The 21183-nt window shown below is 41.3% G+C and carries 12 protein-coding genes and 1 tRNA gene; 3 read left to right on the plus strand and 10 right to left on the minus strand.

Translation table 11 applies throughout. The features are described 5' to 3' along the window. Nucleotides 1-74: 74 nt before the first annotated feature. Nucleotides 75-1313, plus strand: a complete 1239-nt coding sequence (locus ABFX33_RS23000) for a glycosyltransferase (RefSeq protein WP_346088526.1) — start codon at nt 75-77, stop codon at nt 1311-1313. Here ABFX33_RS23000 and ABFX33_RS23005 read toward each other — a convergent pair whose 3' ends face one another. Together ABFX33_RS23005 and dcd are read right to left on the minus strand one after the other, a co-directional pair. Further along, nucleotides 1314-2423, minus strand: coding sequence for an MBL fold metallo-hydrolase (locus tag ABFX33_RS23005; RefSeq protein WP_346088528.1), 1110 nt, complete (start codon nt 2421-2423; stop codon nt 1314-1316). It abuts the gene before it with no gap. Between the two features lies 1 nt (nt 2424). Continuing rightward, nucleotides 2425-2961, minus strand: coding sequence for a dCTP deaminase (dcd, locus tag ABFX33_RS23010; protein ID WP_120260458.1), 537 nt, complete (start codon nt 2959-2961; stop codon nt 2425-2427). 311 nt (nt 2962-3272) lie between these two features. Between dcd and ABFX33_RS23015 the strand changes: the two genes are divergently transcribed. Together ABFX33_RS23015 and ABFX33_RS23020 are read left to right on the plus strand one after the other, a co-directional pair. After that, nucleotides 3273-3914: a 4'-phosphopantetheinyl transferase family protein gene (locus ABFX33_RS23015; protein ID WP_120260459.1), complete on the plus strand. Its 642-nt coding sequence runs from the start codon at nt 3273-3275 to the stop codon at nt 3912-3914. 111 nt (nt 3915-4025) lie between these two features. Next, a tRNA-Glu gene (locus tag ABFX33_RS23020) sits at nt 4026-4100 on the plus strand. Nucleotides 4101-4652: 552 nt separating this feature from the next. Here the strand turns inward: ABFX33_RS23020 and ABFX33_RS23025 are convergent. The 8 genes from ABFX33_RS23025 to ABFX33_RS23060 form a co-directional block, all read right to left on the minus strand. After that, on the minus strand, nt 4653-6002 hold the full coding sequence (locus tag ABFX33_RS23025) for a BT_3987 domain-containing protein (protein ID WP_346088531.1): 1350 nt from the start codon (nt 6000-6002) through the stop codon (nt 4653-4655). Between the two features lie 25 nt (nt 6003-6027). Further along, the gene (locus ABFX33_RS23030) at nt 6028-7866 is read right to left on the minus strand and encodes a RagB/SusD family nutrient uptake outer membrane protein (protein ID WP_346088533.1); all 1839 of its coding nucleotides are present in this window, start codon (nt 7864-7866) and stop codon (nt 6028-6030) included. Between the two features lie 11 nt (nt 7867-7877). Beyond that, a complete protein-coding gene (locus tag ABFX33_RS23035) occupies nt 7878-11174 on the minus strand; it encodes a TonB-dependent receptor (RefSeq protein WP_346088535.1) in 3297 nt (1098 codons plus the stop codon). A gap of 180 nt (nt 11175-11354) precedes the next feature. Beyond that, nucleotides 11355-12524 carry a FecR family protein gene (locus tag ABFX33_RS23040; protein ID WP_346088537.1) on the minus strand — a complete coding sequence of 390 codons (1170 nt, stop codon included), beginning with the start codon at nt 12522-12524 and terminating at the stop codon, nt 11355-11357. Between the two features lie 83 nt (nt 12525-12607). Beyond that, complete coding sequence (locus ABFX33_RS23045; RefSeq protein WP_346088539.1) at nt 12608-13186, minus strand: RNA polymerase sigma factor; 579 nt, start codon at nt 13184-13186, stop codon at nt 12608-12610. Between the two features lie 252 nt (nt 13187-13438). Then, nucleotides 13439-16228 carry a sugar-binding domain-containing protein gene (locus ABFX33_RS23050; protein ID WP_346088540.1) on the minus strand — a complete coding sequence of 930 codons (2790 nt, stop codon included), beginning with the start codon at nt 16226-16228 and terminating at the stop codon, nt 13439-13441. 8 nt (nt 16229-16236) lie between these two features. Beyond that, on the minus strand, nt 16237-19605 hold the full coding sequence (locus ABFX33_RS23055; protein ID WP_346088542.1) for a tetratricopeptide repeat protein: 3369 nt from the start codon (nt 19603-19605) through the stop codon (nt 16237-16239). A 70-nt stretch (nt 19606-19675) separates the two neighbouring features. Next, complete coding sequence (locus ABFX33_RS23060; RefSeq protein WP_346088544.1) at nt 19676-21064, minus strand: sugar porter family MFS transporter; 1389 nt, start codon at nt 21062-21064, stop codon at nt 19676-19678. Nucleotides 21065-21183: the final 119 nt, after the last annotated feature.

Consider the following 21183-nt stretch of genomic DNA (forward strand, 5'->3'; position numbering starts at 1 on the left):
AAGCTAATCGTTTGAAAATGATAAATTGTTAAGTTTTCGTCAATTCTTTTGACATTAATCTGTAATTTTCGCCCATGAAAGAGAAAAGGGTTTTGTTTATCGGACTGGTGTGGCCAGAGCCAACATCATCAGCTGCCGGCTTTCGGATGATGCAACTGATCGAGACATTCCTGGATCGTTCCTATCAAATTACATTTGCTTCCGCCGCCGCGAAGTCTCCCTATAGTGCCGCATTAAAACCATTAGGTGTTGATGAACAATCCATTGTATTGAACAGTGATAGTTTTGACGGATTTATTGCAGCACTACAACCTGACATTGTCGTCTTTGACCGCTTTATGGTAGAGGAACAATACGGTTGGCGGGTGGCTCAGCAATGTCCTGATGCTCTACGGATACTTGACACCGAGGATCTGCATTTCTTAAGACAAGCACGACAAACTTGTATTAAAAACAAAGACGATTTTTCCTTCGAGGAATTATTTACCGACACAGCAAAAAGAGAAATTGCTTCGATATTACGATGCGATTTATCATTAATCATTTCGGAGTCCGAAATGAAAATTCTAACAGAAGTATTCCGCATTTCACCCGATATTCTATATTATCTCCCTTTTCTTGAAAATGAGATTACTGCTACCGATATTAATGCCTGGAAACCATTTGAAGAGCGAAAAGACCTGCTATTTATTGGCAACTTCATCCATGAGCCGAATTGGCATACCGTGCAATATCTAAAGACAACAGTTTGGCCAATTCTTCGGAAAATGCTTCCGAAAGTAGAATTACACATTTATGGAGCTTATCCCACCCAAAAAGTACTTCAGCTGCATAACCCCCGAGAGAATTTTCATATCAAGGGAAGAGCTGATTCTGCAAAGCTCACTATGTCCAATTACAGACTACTGGTTGCCCCAATCCAATTTGGCGCTGGTGTAAAGGGCAAATTTATCGATGCAATGCAAACAGGGACTCCCTCCATCACCACGTCCATTGGTGCTGAGGCGATGAGAGGTAACCTAAGCTGGAATGGCTTTATTGAAGATGATCCTGAGAAATTCTGTCAAAAAACAGTGGAACTTTATAACGATAAGATCACCTGGAAAACAGCACAGACCAATGGCATTCATATCATCAACGAGCGTTATGAAAAACGAAAATATCAAGCAGATTTCATGACCAATCTATCTTTACTTAAAGTACAATTGGATAAACATCGGCAGCAGAATTTTATTAGCCAGATACTCCTGCATCACACGGTACAGAGCACAAAATATATGTCGTTGTGGATTGCTGAAAAGAACAAGCAATAATTAATTAACCTCCCGCCACCAAGGGGAATATACGGTATCTAATTTATTCAGATGAACCAGTTCTCCTATCTTCGGGGTAATAAGTTTACTATGTTCCTTTTGAGCGGTTTCATAAAACTTTTCCATTGGCTCTTTCCATCCGTGCATGGCCAAAGCAAATTTTGAAGAGTGGACAGGCAGTGTAACTTTGGCTTGTAGATCTTTGGTTTCAAGGCCCCATTCTTCGGGTAAAGAGTGAATATAATGCCAAGCATCATTGTACTGCCCATTTTCCAAAATAGCCAGGTCAAATGGACCAAACCGTTCACCGATTGTCTTAAAATGTTTTCCATAACCACTATCGCCTCCTAAAAATAAATTATATTTTGAAGTCTTCAGGACGAAGGAAGTCCAAAGGGTATTGTTTCTCGTGACTCTACGTCCGGAAAAATGTCTAGCGGGCGTAAAAGTTACCTGAAAATCAGGCACAAGATTTATCTGATCATACCAATCGCCTTCGACAATTTGTTCTGCTTTATAACCCCAGGATTCGAAATGCGCTCCTACCCCCAAACCACAGATGACTTTACCTACCTTCTCACGCAGTTTGATTATGGTCTCATAATCAAGATGATCATAATGATCATGGGAAATAAATAGGTAATCTATTTTGGGGAGATCTGCTGCTGTATAATTCACTGCGATTTTAAACGCTTTGTTACTCCCCGGAACGGGCGAGGCATTTTCGCTGAATACAGGGTCGACAAGCAATAATTTACCATCAATCTTCAGGAGATAAGATGAGTGGCCAAACCACACCAGAATATCTTGTAACGGCAGTTTTTTTAGATCACATTTCATGGCCGGTAATGCATCCAATGGCTTCAGTCCCGTTTTTTTGTTGAAAAGAAAATCCCACATTAAAGAGACGATGTTTACATCACTCTTCAAGGATGGTGTCACCTCAAGATTATGAAATACACCATTTCTGAAATTAGGCGATTGCTTCATCCGCTCCAATCGCGCACCTTTAAAGCTTCCGCCAAACATCGGATGGACAAAATAATAGAGCAACCCACTGACTAAGACAATCAATAGCATCCCTAAAATAACCCATCCGACGTTTTTCATTTTAGAAACTATTCTTCCACATCATGGATTCGACAGGACGGATAGTCTTGCCATTATATTTTGCATTACCCTTTGTATTGTAAAAAGTCTCTATCTCGCCTTCTACAGCAAAATAAATCAATTGACCGATTGGCATACCTGCATAGACTCTCACGGGTTGTGCAACAGATATCTCCAATGTCCATGTATTGCAAAAGCCCACATCTCCTTTACCAGCTGTCGCATGGATGTCAATTCCCAAACGACCAGTACTCGATTTTCCTTCCAAAAAAGGAACATGTTTGTGCGTTTCTGTATATTCCTGAGTGACACCTAAATAAAGGGTATTAGGTTCCAATACAAAACCCTCCTCTGGAATTTCAAAATGATTAATTTCATTGTGTTTTTTGGCATCCAAAACGCGATCTGCGTAAGTTGCTAAATATTTACCCAAATGCACATCGTAGGAATTTGTTCCTAAGCACTTACGATCAAATGGTTGAATGACAATGCTGCCATTTTCAATCTCTTCAAGAATTCTTTTATCCGATAAAATCATGTGTATCAAGATAGCAAGAGCATCAGGCCATGCTATATAAATTCAAAAATACGGTTCTCACACAAATTTTTACGCTATTTTTTATTTAAAGTGCTCGTTTTTATTGATAATTCGCTCCGTCGGGTTCGGATCAGCCTCATTTGATCATTTCAAAGACGAGCGGCAGCCCGTTTTTCAAATGCTATTAACGCTAATCTCAGCAATCCGCTCAAATTGATTTTGTCCTCTTCTTTTCAGACATGCTAATCAACTTTTCAAATCGCTTGGCATTGAGTGTGCGATAATTTGCGATTTGTTTTTTAAATTTGGGTATGAGTCTAGTGTATTTACGTGAAATAGATAGCCAAACCAAATTTGCCATTTGGCGGATTGAAGAATCGGATGATGATTTATTGTCCAAACTTCAGTTGGATGAGCGTGAGAAGGCCAAATTAGCTTCTTTTAATAAGGGGAAGCGGCGCTTACATTGGCTTGCTACGCGTGTGTTGTTGCGGACCTTACTAAATACTTCACGTTATATTGACTGCCCTTCTGATGCTAACGGTAAACCTTACCTTGCCAATTTCCCGCAGAAAATATCACTTTCGCACTCTTTTGACTATGCCGCAGCAATGATAAGTACCGAAGGAGAAGTAGGGATAGATATGGAAATTATCAAGACGAAAGTTGAACGGATCCAGCATAAGTTTCTCAAACCCGTTGAACTTGCTTTTATTTCACAGGGGGATACACGATACGAGCAGTTGTATGCCTGTTGGTGTGCCAAAGAGGCAATCTATAAACTTCAGGGGAATTCAGGTGTCTCTTTCTTAAACAACATGACCATACAACCCTTCGAATACCAAAAACAAGGTGTCTTGAAACTTGATCTGGACAGCAACCAGACCCACCAGACTTTTGAGGTACATTATGAAAAATTCAATGAATATATGCTTGCATATGCTGTTGGCTAAGGTCGCTTAAAAAAATAATTTTTCTCAATTTCAGCGAATTAGCGATGTAAGCGCACTTTTTTTTTGTGCTTATTGAAAAAGCTTCTATATTTGCAGCATCACAAAGGAAATGGCCCGTTCGTCTAGGGGTTAGGACGCAAGATTTTCATTCTTGAAACAGGGGTTCGATTCCCCTACGGGCTACCAAAAAAAAATCCTGCAAATTTTGTTTGCAGGATTTTTTTTTGGTCCCATCTGAATAGATACCAATACGCAGATATCTCATTATTTTTTATCTCCTCGACAAATTTTGAACAAGACCCATAAAAATCAATAAGAACACCGTGACCATTTTTTCGATGTAACCATATGACATTGCAAAAATAAAATTTTGGTCAGCGAAATGCGAAATTTATTTATCACACACATGAAAGTAACCACGAAAACTGATTCAAGATTTTTATAGGGGGTCAAATCGGGCCAAAATTATTGGAAGAATACCTGATTTTTGGCTCAATTTGATCCCCACCTCTTTAAAAATAGGCTATTTTATGCATTTACAGCCGATAAACGCAGATTCCATTTGCTTTACAAATCTTCCTTTTCTCTTGACAAAAAGTCTTTATTAAGTAACAAAAGCCTCTTATTGTTAAACAACTAACATATTCCTCTTAAAGAAAAATAGGGCCATTCGATTTTTTTCGAACAGCCCTATACTAACAATCTACCTGCAGATAATACGATAAATATCAAATATCGCTACAGCCCCTTTACATATACTTCGGCGATAGCAGATGAAGGTGGACGGTTACTCTCAGTAACAATACATTTCAAATAACGTGCTTTCGTCGTCGGAATATTGGTCATAAGTGTATGTTTTGGATTATTTGTACCAAAGTCAACTTTACCTACCGGAATATAGGTTTTATTATCGGTGCTAACCTCAAATAATACGGTTTTCAGATCATTGTTTGCTCGTCTTATGAGCTCAATTGCCATCATTTCGTGCTCTTTACCCAAATCAATGATCAAGAAATGAGGTAATGGCGGTTCTCCCCCCACCCATACGTTATGCCAAAAGGTCTCCGTTTTACCATCCAGAATGTTCTCCTTTTCACCGCCACCGATCCATTCGGATGAAGCCTGAATAACCTTCCATCCTGTACGGGCGATATCTGGCGGTTGAAATGAAACGGGTATTAATATGGTTGACGCTTCTGGATTAATACTATTTTTTGAAACAGATTTAATCCGTAAAGGCAAGGCATATTCTCCAAATAAATTTGTGGCTCCACTAACAAGCCCCTTTTTGATGATCGTAAAATCAAAGGTCGCCTTATTTTTCTTCTCTCCAACCTTATAGGGCATCTGCGGTAACTGATACGCTGCCTTTGGAAGCAATTTCAATCGTTTATCCTTGTCTTCCTCCTTTATGGTTGCATTATATGCATCTAAAGCAGCTGGATACTCCTCGATTTCATAATCAAGACTCCACTGATTAGGATAGTTTGTTGCGACCCCTGCTTCCCCTTTTATCTGTTCGGCACTTGTTGGCGTCAATTTGACCAGATCAAGTTGCAATCCAGGCGAGATAAACTCCAAAAAAGGATCCTTGACAATAGGTATTAGTAAGACGACTCCCATCTCTGGCTTAAGCGGCTGCAACAAGCCACCCTCAGATTCAATACGGCAGGGAAGCACATATTGCTCTTTGTATTTACCTTGTAGCGCTTTTATTTTCTCAGTATCGAAGATAAATGGAACATCTCGCTGCGTTTCTTTATCCCCAAATGTTAAAACAGAATTACCCATTGTATAACAATCTGCTGGAAGCAGTCTATAATTTGTCCCTTCTCGAGCGTTATAATCAGCCAGATATGCTTCATCAATCTTAAAGTTCACCTTCGCTTCCTTCTGCCCAATTCCAGCTTTAACGACTGTCACATTGTAATCAAACTTCCCCCAGTCAAATACAGTTATTTTATTTTCTTTAAAGTCTCTGAAATAAATGGTATCATCGACCATATTATTCATTCGATCATCCTTCTGACATCCAAGAATCAGGGCAAATGCCAACAGGAAGACACAATAGGAAATACAATTTTTCATCTTCTTCAGTATTAGTAAATTTGCACTACCATCCATAGTTCTGTGTAATGTTGACCATCTCGCTCAATTGCTTTTGATGTATCGGAAAGAAATAATGCTTTGACTGAAAAACTCTTCTTCCAGGAAAAACATCCTTCGTTCTTTCCCATGAGGCTTCATACGTTTTGGCGGCAACATTGCGCGTGTAATAAGGTTCGTTCATTTCCTGCTCTGCGATCATCCAAGTCCTTAGATCCGGATAGCGATGCCCCTCAAAAGCCATTTCTACCATCCGTTCTTTGCGGAGCAATACCCGAAGCAACTCCTTATTTCCTAAAACTTCAGGATAAGCGACCTCCATTTTATTCAATCCACTACGTTCACGCACCAGATTGACATAGCGCAATGCTTCCGCTTCATCCCGGTTTGGTTTTTCATTACATGCTTCTGCATAATTGAGGTATATCTCAGCAAGGCGATAATAGGGCCAAGCAAACTGCCCCCAGTTTCCCGACTCGATATCATTTGTCGGGTCACTCATTCTTCGCCAAAGGTACCCAGATTTTACACAGTCACCTGTTGTGGTATAGGTTGATGTTCCGCCATCAAAAAACGTAACCTTCTTCATGCCATGTAATGTATTGATCCAGTACATTCCATTAGCCAAAATAGAGGCATAGAAGCGGGCATCACGTCCCACACAACTGTTATGAGCTTTGAAGTTCCCAAAATTGTCCAACGGGTGAACATAGTTATCTGTAAATCCTGTTTCTTGATAGCCCGATTTTTCATCGATAATCGGTTGGCCATTGGTACTATACCCTGTTACCGGATATCGTCCAGAACTTGCCATGGGATAACCATCTACCAATTTCAATGATGGCGCATATCCACCCCAGCCCGTTGTCACTACCCGGGGCGGAGCTGTACGGACATTATAATTAAAACCATCGTCTGACCAGCGGCCCCAAATAATTTCTGAATTCCATTTTTCGAAATAAATACCCATATAAGACTTTATAGCTCGACGAAAGGAATTTGTCTCTTTATTGTCCTGATACAGTGCATACAGATTTAAATCAATCACATCTTTGGCCGCTTTGGCGGCCAGCTCCCATTTAGTGAGATCGGTAGTCTGAGGAAACAAGAATTCTCCACTTTTATTCTTCATTCCAACATATAATTTTGCGCCATTGAATAAGGGACGTGCCATATACATTAACAGTTCCGATTTTGCAGCCATGACGGCACCTTTTGTCAAGCGACCATACCATGCCTGATCTGTAATCTCCCGCGGCAACACCGCTGTTGACTTATCAAATTCGGAGAGAATAAAATCTACATTCGCTTGCAAAGACATCCGATCCACTGACCTAGCGTCGATCTTATCATCAGCAGCTCGATCACCCCAAATAAATACTGGCCCATAGCGTCTTAACAGCAAGTAATAAAAATACGCGCGTAAGAATCTCGCTTCTGCCTTCATAATGCTTTTGGTTGATTCATCTAATTCCACGTTTTTATCAATATTATTGATAAAAACGGTCGCCTGGTTGATCCCTTGATAATTATGTACCCAAGTCGCATATTCATCTGTGGTAACACCCCATCCTCCATTAGCGAAGTTGAGCCAAGGCACCCAAGCCACCCAAGAAAATAGCGCTTCATCACTCAGCGGGACATTCCCCCCTTCACTATTAAACAGATCATGCTCAACAGGTAGATAACCATATACCTGAGCTAGATATCTCTCGGTTGTAATACGCTTCATAAACGTCTCATCGAGGGTTTTTTGATTGGCCAGATCGACATCTAAATACTTGCTGCATGCCCCAAAGAAAAATGGCACCAAAAGACAAGACAGGAGGTAAATATATTTTTTCATCATTTTTTCAGTTAAAATATCACACTTAGACCAATATTAAACACACGCATTTGCGGGTAGCTGCTTCCAGACACTGTTTCCAGTTCAGGATCCCATAACTTGAATTTACTGAATGTAAAGACATTCACTCCTTGTGCATACAAACGCAGGGAGGATAACTTCCATTTTTCAATCCATTGTTTGGGTAATGTATAGCCAAACTCCAAATTCTTTAAGCGGATAAAACTCATGTCCCGCTGCCACCATGTTGATGCTTGGGAATTATTTGCAATGTTAAGCGACAGGCGTGGGTAGAGCGCATTTGGATTGGGATTATCAGCACTCCAGCGGTTATCCGCGACATCTGCATAAATTTGTCCCGAATTCCAGATATTGCCCGTCTGTCCGTACAAAGGTCCTCCCGCAATAATCCGGGTGATATCCCCCACACCGTGAAAAAATGCTGCAATATCGAAACCTCTCCAAGATACACTTGTTCCAAAACCATACGTCAACTGCGGCATATCGGTATCACCGATAGCGACCATATCTTCAGAAGATATCTGCCCATCGCCGTTGATATCTCGGTACTTCAAATCTCCTGGACGTGGGGGGCTAAATTTTTGTACTGGACTATGTGCGATTTCCTCCTCCGACTGAAACAAACCCATCGCGATTAGACCACGTTGCTGCCCCCAACGTTGTCCTATATCCGATTGGTAGGCCCATATCGGGGTGGGTTTGTCATCAAAGATTTTTTTGTTGCGATTATAAGTGATATTACCCCGAACCTGAAGGCCGAAATCTCCTTGATGATGGTTAAATTCCAAAGAACCTTCTATCCCTTTATTCTCCATTTTACCGATATTTACTAACGGCTTTATATTAACTCCGACGATAGATGGAACACTTTCTTGTGGAATATAAATCCCTTCACGTTTCTCGGCAAAATAATCCGCCTGAATCGTCAACTTATTGAACATGGTTAATTCCACGCCAATATTGCGCTTCAAAGCGCTTTCCCAGGCGACCAATGGATTTCCTGGATAACCCGTCGCAATTCCGGTCAGTATTTTCTTCCCTGCTAAGCCAAATGTATATCCACCACGATCTTCCATCTCCGAGTTATAGGCAAATCGGCGGCGCCCATCAATCTTATCACTACCGATCTTACCAATGGATCCTCGTATCTTTAGGAAATTTATCACAGGCAATAACGGTTTAAAGAACGATTCATTACTCAACACGTAGCCCATTGCCAAGGACGGAAAGAATCCGAAACGCTTTTTGGGTGCAAAATTTTCCGATCCATTATAGCCAAAGTTTCCTTCAATAAAATAGCGGTCCTGATATGAATAAGTTAGGCGGGAGGCAATCCCAGTATTACGATAAGGAAGCGCTGCAATGTAATTTTTACTTGGAAAATTATTCGTTCGCTCGCGCATAGAAAATAAGAATAGCCCACCTAAACGATGTTTGTCAGCGAACAGCCGATCATACATCAGAGAACTTTCAAAGTTAATCGCCCGTTCGCCAGAATGAAAGTCTTCCAGTTCGAAATAGTCGCTTCCCGCACCATTATCTATCAAAATAAGATTTCCATCGCTGTCCCGTGCATTCTTCTTGTCTACATAATAGGTGACTGGATTCTTCCGCCTATCCAAAGATGTAGAGTTCTTCGCATCCCAAGAAAATTTGACATTGGCTCTTAATCCGGGCGTGATTAATTCAGAGAAATCCTGCGTTATTCCAACCAAAGACTGTGCATTATTCCAAAAATCTTTCGAATACCCTGTTGTATTTAGAAAATAATAGGGACTCATTGCATAGGCTCCTGTCGAAAATTGCGTTGGAGTGGCCACGGGGGTGGTATGCAGGATGATATCATACATGGTTCCCAAATCCACTCCTAAACGATTCTTTGTTTCAAACTGATTGGAAAGATTTAAATTGACTTCGGTCGAAGGTGAAAGCCTAATGTCCACATTTGACCGGAAATTGATTCGGTCGAAATTCACAGAAGGATCATAGTTGGATGTCTTTCGAGGTTGAAAAATCCCATTTTCTTTCATATAGGAACCCGACACATAATACTTAATAAAATCTCCACCTCCAGTTACATTCATGTTGAGCCTGCCATTGGACGTTCTTTTCTTAAATATTTCCTGCATCCAATCCACATTAGGGTATACATCCGGATCTAACTTATTTATATGCTTGTTGATCTCCTCTGGCGATAGTGGTGCCACACCAGATTGTTCATAATTAAGATCGTGATAGTAGTCCAACCATTGTGCGGCATTGGCCAGTTTTGGTAGTCGTATGGGTTCCAGCATACCACGTTCTACACGTGCATTGATTGTCGGTTTGGCACTTTTCTTTCCACGCTTTGTTGTGATGATCACAATGCCATTGGCACCTCTTACCCCATAGACAGCGGTGGCTGTCGCATCTTTTAAAACGGAAAATGATTCCACATCCTCAGGGTCAACTAAATCCATGGGACGTTCGATTCCATCGACCAAGATCAATGGACTGTTACTTCCAGCGAAACTACTGACTCCCCGTATCCAAAATGATGTCGCCGATCCAGGTTCACCGGAGCCTTGTACAGTAACGACTCCCGCCATTTGTCCAGCCAATGAACTACTGATTTTCGCAACGGGGCTTTTTAACTGTTGTGGTGAGACACTACTAATAGCACCTATTACACTGATTTTACGCTGTTTTCCGTAAGCAACAACAACAGCTTCCTCTAGATCACTGACCGCAGCTTCCAATGTTACGTTTACTTGGGTTGAGTTTCCGATAGGCTGTTCGATAGGTTGATAGCCCACCAAGGAAAACACAAGTGTCTTGTGCTGATCTTCTATTTCCAAGGTATATCGTCCCTGTGCATCGGTCTTTGTTGCTACACTTGTCCCTTTAACCGCAACGGTGACGCTCTCCAATGCATTCCCCTTTGCATCTGAAACGACCCCAGCAATCTTTTTTTTCTGTACTCGAGCGACACTTTGTGGCAGGTTAGACGATGCAGGTTTTGCAACGATCAATACCGTATTCAGATTTAGCTCATAAGCGAGATTTCTTTCGGTCAAAAACTCTTGCAGGACCTCCTTAAAGTTTCTATTTTTTGCTTTAATGGTCACCCGCTTCTGTTTATCGATTAATTTATTATTGTACAAAAATTCGTACCCCGTTTGTTTTTGAATCTCATCCAGGACATCCACCAAATGTCCGTTTTTTATATCCAAGGTTACTTGTTGACCAAAGCTAGCTGCATGGACATGCACCATGGAGATGACGAGGATTAGTATACATACTTTCATCCTGATAAATGCTTTTACAAAGAATTTCTGTTTAAAAAAGCAACTTTTGCTATTCCTTTTATACATTTGTATAAGTTTGGTGTTAAATGGTTTATAACTCAATTAGGTCTATTTAATTGCTAAGCATCGATCGGGAGTGTTACGAGCACTTCCGATTACTTTTAGCTTCATCTCGTATTGTCACATAACAAGGACCCTCCCATCCTGAATTTTAAATTTATAATTGGATGTCTTTTCGAGCTGCTTGAGTAAATCTGAAAGCTTCTTGGTTCTTTTCATCATAGCAGTAAATGTATCTGTTGAAGTCGATTGTATCGTGATCTCCTTGATATCATACCATTCTTTTACTTTTTGAAGCACTGTTTCTATATCATCTTCTGTAAAGCGGAAAAAGCCATCGCGCCAAGCCAAGATCTCTTTTAGATCGGCCTGCTTCAATACGATCTGCTGTTGTTGTGGATCTGACTCCGCTTGCATACCCGGGGCTAGAATTTTATGCGTGCCGCCCAAGCTAACCTCTACTTTACCTTTGATCAAAGTCGTCAGAGTTTTGGTTTTGGTTAAATCGGATGACACATTAAACTGTGTTCCCAAAACTTTAATCCGTGTTTGCTTTGTTTCTACGATAAAGGGCTTCGCGGGATCATGGGCGACATCAAAATAGGCCTCACCATCTAAGAAAACTAATCTATTGGCGGTCTCAAAATGTACGGGGTAAGTTAAACTGGATCCTGAATTCAAATATACCTTTGTCCCATCAATCAGTTGTAGTGTCAAAGCACTCCCTTTGGGGCTATGAAATGTCCGTTTTTCAGAACCACGCTCACCATGTTTCAGTTGATATAGCAACGTTCCATCGCTGTCTCTAACAATAGTCAGATTACCCTTGTCCAACGACTTGGGATTATCGGCAGAAATCGAATATTGCTCACCTGTAGACAGTGTAAGTATGGGGGCATTCCCATCAGGGAGAGCGATCTCATTCGTTAAAACCTGTTTGGGATGTGTTATTGGCGCCGCTTCACGCTTTACAAAGTATACGATCGAAAAACAAAAAAGAACAACCGCAGCGGCTAAACTCCCCCACTTGACATAGTTTATTCTATTTCTTCCACTGTCTGCTGATTCTTCTTTATTTTCTTGAATACGATGGGAGAGCTGCCTGGCCACACTATCCCTGTCAAATAGTTCTGAACGAACTGGGATCTCCTCCTCCATACGCTCAAAGAGAAATGAAAACTGGGATTCATCCAGATCATCCAATTTATCCAACATCTCTTTTAACTCAGTCCGCGAGATTGTATTTCGGAAATAATTGGTCAGCAAATAGCGTAGTCTTTCTTCTTGCATGGTCAAATTGGTTCGTACTTTCTAAGTTTATTTTAGACAGTACACCACAAGAGCAAAAAAGGACTACATGAAATATTCTTTTTTTAAAAAAAATAAAAAAATAGGGATAATAACAGGTTTCTTCCAGATCGGGCCTGTTTCAGTGATTTTGATGCTCTGGCAAGATGATTTTTTACCGTGTTTTTAGAGAGGTTTAGTTCTTCAGCTATTTGTTGGCAGGGAACTCCATCGACCCTGCTCAAGGTAAATATAAGTTTTTGTTGAGCCGGTAACTGGGAAAGGTAACCCTCAATTTCTTCGGACAGCTCTTTTCGTTCGACCATTCGATCAGCGGTCTCCGATTGGCTTTCGATGTGATATGCTAATAGTTCAAAAGCAGCATGTGAACGCTTAATACTCCTTAGTTTGTTAAAGCACTCTCTTTTGGCCAAAACATATAGAAATGGCCAAAGATCTACATCCTGTTTTATGCTCATACGATTGGTCCACAGCTTAACAAACACCTCCTGCACAATATCTTCGCTCCATCCCGTATCTTTCAACAAATGAAAGGAAACATCAAAGATTCGATCTGCATACAGCTGGTAAAACTGTAGCAAAGCGGCCTCACTTCCCATAGCGAGATCCTGAACCAAATTAGCTTCATAAAATTCTTTTCTCATAACCCAAGTCCCAACGCTTCAGTATATTGGTCGTTTTTCTTTTCCGGTAAAATCAGTTTATTGAGACAATTTAGCAATTATTTCAACAGCACCGCCTTTTTTTATTTAAAGTTTCATTTTCTCATAAAAATAAATTACTTGCGCATCAGCTTATATTATATATATATTATTTTTTTGTTTCGCCCAAGTCCTGCAACTCCGTTTTTCTTACCAAAATTATTGATATACAAATTTTAACCTGAATATATCAAACTAATAAATAGCACCGGGAGCAGCCTTTTCCTGCAATTCTTTATATTGTAAAATCTTCTGCAATACCTCAGGATTTTCGATAACTTTTGGCCCAAACTTAGAACTTTTCATGTAGGTGAGTATGGATTGCAACATCTGTTTTGCAACAGGTCGCTGATCCAAATCAGTCGCGAGGTCAAATGAGGCGACCATCAGTTTACCATTCCCCACTGCCCCCTCAAATAGTGAGGCTAATTTTCTATTGTTTGCAAAATTATCTATCATCTCTACAAGGGTTTCGCCACCTTTGATCTGATCCATCAACATTGTTGTCGATTTGATCTGTAGGTCCCACCACTGCCAGTCGGTATGTCCCTCTGTCGGAAAATCAGCGAATACAGGGTGTTTTGGATCACAGAGCAATCCCATTGTCCCAGCCTGCTTCGGAAAATGTACCGGGCTCCAAAATACCGGAACAAACTTGCCTTCAATACCTGTAATTTTTTTCCAATCAGGATTTAAAAGGACCTTTTTACCTGCCTGCAACAGCCGTAAAGCTTCGTCCAGCTCCCTTGTATAGCTTACATCAGCAAAATCAATTTGATTTTCTTTAGGATACACCCATATATTCCAATGATTTTCATAGCTCGTGCCTTTGAGATTAATATGAACTGTCAACTTTTTAGCTTGTTGTATAGCCTGCAGTGGCACTTCAAAACGGCCCGCATTCCCGTTGTACCCCTGACCTACGACTGTTTGAAAGTGACCTTTTGCAACAGTTTTCGTACCATCTTTCATAGACCACTCGACCAACTGATCGCTCAATGCTGCAACTCCATAATTGCTGATGTCTAAAATCCCCTCAAATACTTCATCATTGGTATATATGGCTTTGGAAAACTGGAGCAGGGGAACTACTGGTGCACAAAACTGCCTAAATTCAGCTGCTGAAAGAATGTTCTTACTATCCCAAAAGGCATCCAATAGCCCCACCAAAGCCGTGCCTTGGCCCGGGAAATCATGGAGATCCAATAATTGATAACCGCTGATGCCTGGTGTTTTTAAGGCCCGTTCCAGCTCTTCTTTATAGAGAATTGCTGCCAACTTGCCTGACGACATGGTATATGCCTTCGCTTTATGCAATAAACCCTTGCGTTTAAGATCTTCGGCTACAGCAATAAAGTTTAACGGCTTTAAAACGCCAGTATACTTTTTGATCTCCGCCAAATTGGGATAAACAGCATATTGTCCGATCTCATGAGTAACCACAGGAATCGAAACGCCATCCAATGAAGCGCTGTAATTTTTATTAAAGACAGGAGGTTCACTATTAAAAACCCCCTGTCCTCTCACCCAACCTTTTGCCGTCCACTGCGTAATCAGAAAATCGTCAAAAGGTTCGCCGACAATTCCATGTCCTTGTTGAAAAGTAAATGATGTCGCCGTATATAGATGTCTCCTATCTTTCTCTTTTAGATTTTTTACCAGTGCGTTAAGGGCATCGAAGTCGCCACTCAGCTCATTTCCCATACTCCAAAAGCAAAACGATGGATGATTGCCATATTGCCTGATCATCTTATCGGCTTCCTCATATAAAAAACGTAGCACTGCATCATCCTTACCAGCATTATTTTCCCAGATAGGCAATTCGACCTGAAGATAGAACCCCATTTCATCAGCTACAGCAAAAGCAGCTTCCGGAGGGCACCAAGAATGGAACCGTAAATGATTGAGTCCCCATTCCTTTGCAGTCAAAAAGACCTTCTTCCATCCTGCTTTGTCCATTGGGGGATGCCCTGTCAACGGAAAAATACTGCATTCCAATGTCCCCCGAAGAAACAGAGGCAGCCCATTGATTTTCATGACCGTTCCCTCCCTTGACAATTCACGCATACCAAATGATGTACTCATCACATTGACTCCCTCACCCGATTGGCACACCACTTCGACATCATAGAGATTTGGTGAAAATTCGCTCCATGACCGGATTTTCGCGCCCAGATCATAGCTTAATTGTATGGTGGAATCACCTGGGGCTAATAAAACCTCCTTTTCTATTGTCGGAAGATACTTGCTATCACCCTTAAATTTGGCTCTTACCCGGAGTGTACTACCAGTATTTCCTTGTGTTTTATTCGAAAGAACTACCCGCAGGTCTACACGTTTTGCTGTCAAAATCGGAAAAGTACTTACTTGCTTGATATGAACTCGATCCATTGCTTCAATGTACATCGAACCGATCATTCCGTTCCACATAATCTGGGTATGATCCGTATAGGCATGCGCCATATCATCGACACTGATCGCCAGCTTCTTGCGGTTATCAATTCGGATAGTCAGACGGTGCTTTTTTCCAACCTTTAAAAAAGAACTTAAATCAAATTCATGTGAACCTACCAGACTGCGCTGTTTTTGCGGAATTTCTACACCGTCAACCCAGACATTGGACTCCCATATAATCCGCTCCAGCTTCAGGATCATTTCTTTACCCGCCCAGCCTTTTGGAATAAATAGCTCCTTGCTGTACCAAGCCGCCCCCACATACCGGTGTTTCCTTGTCAGATGTGAAAGTTGGGGTTTTGTAAGCGCCGGGGTTAAGCTATTCGCAGCTCCCAGTCCTGCATCGTCAGTTGTCCCAGGTAATTTAATGGGTGTTGTGAAAGACCTATTAGTCCAACCGTTCTTCACACCCATATCCTCTGGATCAAGTTGTACACTCCATTGTCCGGCAAGATTGAGCTGATGCCCTCCAACTGCCAAAACACAGTAGCTCTGTAGAAGAGCAAGCAATAAAATGAGATAACGATGCATGTCTGAATTTAATTATTTAGGGTGACTTCCGCTATAAAAGAGCGTAGTATTGATAAACAACCCTGATGATTGGGCTCTAATTGCCTCACCTGTGCAAGATATTTCTTAGCCAGATCGGAATCTCCTTTACCTAAGTAACCCAAGCCCATTACATAAAAACAATGAATCCTATTTTTATGGTCAAGATCATCCTCCCAGATATCCATATCAGGCAATGAAACTGCAAAATAATCGATTTTAAAAGGTTTGTCTAGATAAGTTTTACCATGATCAATTAGACTTTGGAAACATTGTTCAGCTTTTTCTTCTTGTTTAAGCTCAAGCCATGCCAGCCCTTGGAAAAAGATCTTGTCTGGTTGTGGATCATTATAAAAAAGAGCCTGTTGGGGTTCCTGAGCCCCCTGTGTAGCTTTGATGAGATAGGCTGTTGCCTCCTCCTCATTACCCAACGAACCGTATGCAACACCTTTGTAATAATAAATATCGTTCTCCTCCATTGTAATCAGTTTGCCCTCACCAAGATTATGCGGATAGCTGTCAATAGCTGTCAACAAGGCTAAGGCTCCCTTTGGATCATTGGCTTTTAATCTTTCTTTTGCCAGTTCCAGATGACAGATTGTATATTGACGGGACACCTTCCCTTCCCCACCTTCCCAAGGTTTAAACTGTCGGGAAGCCAGCAATTGTCGAGCCTCTTGGTACCGTCCCAGAAGATTGAAAAGTGTAATCCGTTCCAAGAAAAGATCATCTCGACTAACGACAAGATCTGCATAGCGATCCAATAGCATCAATCTTTCCGCGTAATTGTATCCTTGTTTCTTATAGAGCTGGTGGAGTTCCATCAGCAACCGCGCATCTGTCTCATCCAATGCAAATGCTTTTTCAAGCAAAGCAACAGCCTCCTCTTTTCGTCCCATTCGATTATAATAGGCCAGAGCCAGATTCCGGAAAACGGTAGGGAATTGTTGATCCAATTGTATTGCTTGCTCCCAACAGTCTACCGCATCTTGATGTTGTCTCTTGCCGTACCATAGATTCCCCAGGTAGTAATATGCTTTTGCATCGTCATTATTGTGCAGGATTGCATCCTGAAGTATAACGATCTCTTCCAACCGATTTGGGAAGCAATAAGTCGGGTCCATAATACGAGCTTTGTCATAATAGGCTTTTGCTTGATTATTTTGTCCGATACAGGCGTTAAAATAACCCAGTGCATAATATATCATTGGATATACCATTTGCGGATCATCGATTGTTTTTTCCAATAACTGGATGGCTTCTTCATACAGACCAGCTTGAACAAAATCCAATGCATATTCCACCACACTCTGTACATTGACTTTACATAAGTCTAGAATAGGCAATAATATAGTCTCGTCCTTTGTCAGCAAGTACCATTCAAATTGACAGCCTATATTGAATGGATCTATTTCCAGAGAATCTTTAATGTAACTCAACGCTTCGTCTACCCGCCCCAGTTTTCTTAAAATCGAAGTTTTTAATTGCCGGGCTTTATGATGTTTCCAATTTCGGTTTATTGAACGTTCTATTTTTTCCAGAGCAACGTCCCACTGTCCACGCGTTGCATCTATCTGTGCAAGCCCAAAATAACCTGCATCCTGCCAGGCAGCATTCCAGGTTGCCTTGTAAAAAGCGACATAGGCAACTTCCAGTTCCCCGGATAATTGTAAAGCTAAGCCTAGATTATAATAGGCCTCGCCATCGTAAGGATTTGGATTACGTTCGGTAAGTCGCGTAATTGCGGTACGGAAGTAAGGGATGGATTCGGCGATCTTTCCATTTCTCAATAAAAGAGCACCCATTGCATTGTTACATCGTGCATCATGCGGATCCCGTCGCAATGCCTCAAGATAGTAATCCACAGGGTTATAGGTTGCGTGCCGATATTGTTCAAGGTGTTGTCCTGTTAGGAACAATTCCTCCACAGATTGAATGTCCTCTGGTATTGACGCAGCTTGAGCCGGTTCTGGAATATCTGTAATATCTTTTTGTTTTTCCAATTGATAATGCAACATTTCATTTTGATCACTATCATAAACCGATAGAATCAAATCAAATGGATCACTCTGCAAACCAGAAACAGTTTGTTTATAAATATCACGGGGGGAACAATGGATCTTTTCTTCGAGATATATTCTCCGTTGCTTATCCCTCAGAACAATATTAAGTCCTTCAAATGCAGCTGTTGCATATAGAATAATGTCGGCACGCTGCTGATGGACCTCCATATTGAGGACAAGCTCTTTCGTTGCATTCTTCACATGACCAACAGCCGCATAGGGCATAAAATATTGTGACCATGATTTCACCTCATAAGGCTGTAACCAAGCAAAATCGGGCTGATTGTCGGTGTAAACACCTGCCATTAATTCGATATAAGGACCATTTTCGTCCGTCAGATTCCGGTCCCAAGCTAAACCGAAATCCCCGTTACCCCATGTCCATTGCTTCTTTCCCGGAGAAATGTGGTGATCCGCAACGTGCAACATACCCGCATTGGTGTCTCCTGCCTCGTAACCTCCCACAAAATTATATTTTGATTGGATGGCCATATAGGATGTCGGAACAGGAATATTCTTATATTGTGCTATATCAACTCCAGCTGAATAATCGTATTTATAATAGGTTCCTGTCGCGATCGGAAATGTTGAAACTTCTCTTTTGCCATGATCAAAAACTGCATTTACATCAGGTGGAAAAACAGAGTAATAGTCATCATTGACGACAACAGCTGGATTGGCCCACCAGAGGAAAGTTTGCGGTAAGGCCGTGCGGTTATAGACCTGCACCTTTATTTCAATAAAGGCTTTGTCGGGATAAAGTGTAAATCCCTGCATGGCCTTCATGCGAAACATGCGTTCGATTTCATTGCACCATACGGTCACACTGCCATCTGCATTATGCTCAACTAAATATTCTGTTGGCATAAAGGTCGTCGGACGGTGATGCTGAGGCCAGTTGAACTCGATTCCACCCGAAATCCAAGGGCCTGTAAGCCCTACCAGAGCCGGCTTTATCACCTCATTATAATAAACAAAATGCCGTTCTCTGACTTTATCATAGGCCATGTGGATCCTTCCGCCGAGTTCAGGCAGAATCATCACTTTGATATATTCATTTTCAATAAATAGTGCCTGATAGATCTTATCCTGTTTCTCATCACTAATTTTTTCAATAATGGGATAAGGATATACCACACCCGAGCTACCTTGGTATACACGTTTTTCAGCAAAAATCGGATTTTTTTCCATCGTACCAACCTCGTAGGTTGGTATCGCCACAGGTTCCTCCCAAACTTTTACTATGCCGCACTGATCGACTGTAGATTTAATCAGGTAACGTGTCAATTCTGTCATGTTCTAAAGAGCTATTAGGTTATATACTGTAAGTTGATTTAATTATAAAATGGATTCCCATATGCAAAAATCAGGGTGTTATGGCTTCATCAGACCATTCCTGTTCAATTTCCTCGAGACTTTTACCTTTGGTCTCTTTCAATTGCCCCCACAAAAAGACGTAGCCAATCAAGCAGACTATTCCATAGAGCCAAAATGTGCCCGCCGCTCCCAAGCTTTGATTCAATATCGGAAAGGTATAGGTAAGTACGAAACATGCTATCCATAATAGCGAGGTAGCTATAGCCATCGCTTGAGCTCTAACTGCCGTAGGGAAAATTTCAGCAATGATAACCCAGGTCACCGGCGCTAATGTCATCGCATAAACCGCAATTCCAGCTAATACCAGAAGAAGTACAAAGATGCCGCTGCAATTAAAATAGTAGCAAGCACCTAAAGCCGCATAAATACCAAAAAGTCCCGCAGCACCAAACAACATTAATGCGCGACGCCCGACCCTATCGACCATATACATTCCTACGACGGTAAAGATGACATTGATCACACCGGTTATAATAATATTGAAGAGCATCCCCGAAACCGTGTATCCTGCAGCTGTAAAAATCTCTTGCGCATAGTTAAAGATCACATTGATGCCACACCATTGTTGAAAGACTGCGATAAAACTTCCGAGCAGCAACAACTGCAATAATTTCCCCCTAAATAGATTTCTTTTCTTTAGTTTATTATGGTTTTTATTGGCAGCGTCAATGGTGGCCATGTTTTCGTTAGCATAATAATCACCACCCATCCGCAAAAAGATACGTCTGGCCTCTTCATGTTTTCCTTTGTTGTATAGCCATCTTGGACTTTCCGGGATCAGGAAAAGCAGTAATAAAAAAATAACTGCTGGAATCGCTCCTGCCCAAAACATCCACCGCCAGCCCTGCTGTCCATTCCATGTTGTCGCGATAATCTCGTCAGGTAACACAGGTTTTGCAATTAGCCAATTGACAATTTGCGCAGCGAGTATTCCCAATACGATCGTCAGTTGGTTGATCGAAACAAATTTTCCACGACTCTCCGCAGGTGCTATCTCGGCAATATACATTGGTGCCAAATTGGAAGCTACGCCTATACCTATTCCGCCGAGCACCCGATAGATAATAAAGATGTTAAGGTCAGCAGCCATACCCGTCCCCACCGAAGAAATAATAAATAGAATTGCGGCGGTATAGATCAATGGTTTTCTTCCATAACGATCTGCCAAGCCTCCTGAAAGTAATACGCCGATAAAACTGCCTACAATCGCTGACGACATCGCCCAACCTTGAAGTGCTGGGTCAGATTCCAAATGAAAATATGCCTCATAGAAAGGCTTCGCCCCTCCAATAACAACCCAATCGTAGCCAAAAAGAAACCCACCAATAGCGGCCACAAAAGTGATTAACAGCAAATACGTCGTCGCGGTCTTTTGCATAAGAATTTACATATTTAGATTTATTGACGTAAAATTACAGGAATACTGCGTGAGAATCATGTAAGTGAGCACGATAAACATGTAAAATATTATTATTTTTACAGCATATACCAAATTTC

Origin of the sequence: Sphingobacterium ginsenosidimutans, assembly GCF_039536865.1 — a bacterium.
In the GTDB taxonomy this organism is placed as follows: domain Bacteria; phylum Bacteroidota; class Bacteroidia; order Sphingobacteriales; family Sphingobacteriaceae; genus Sphingobacterium; species Sphingobacterium detergens.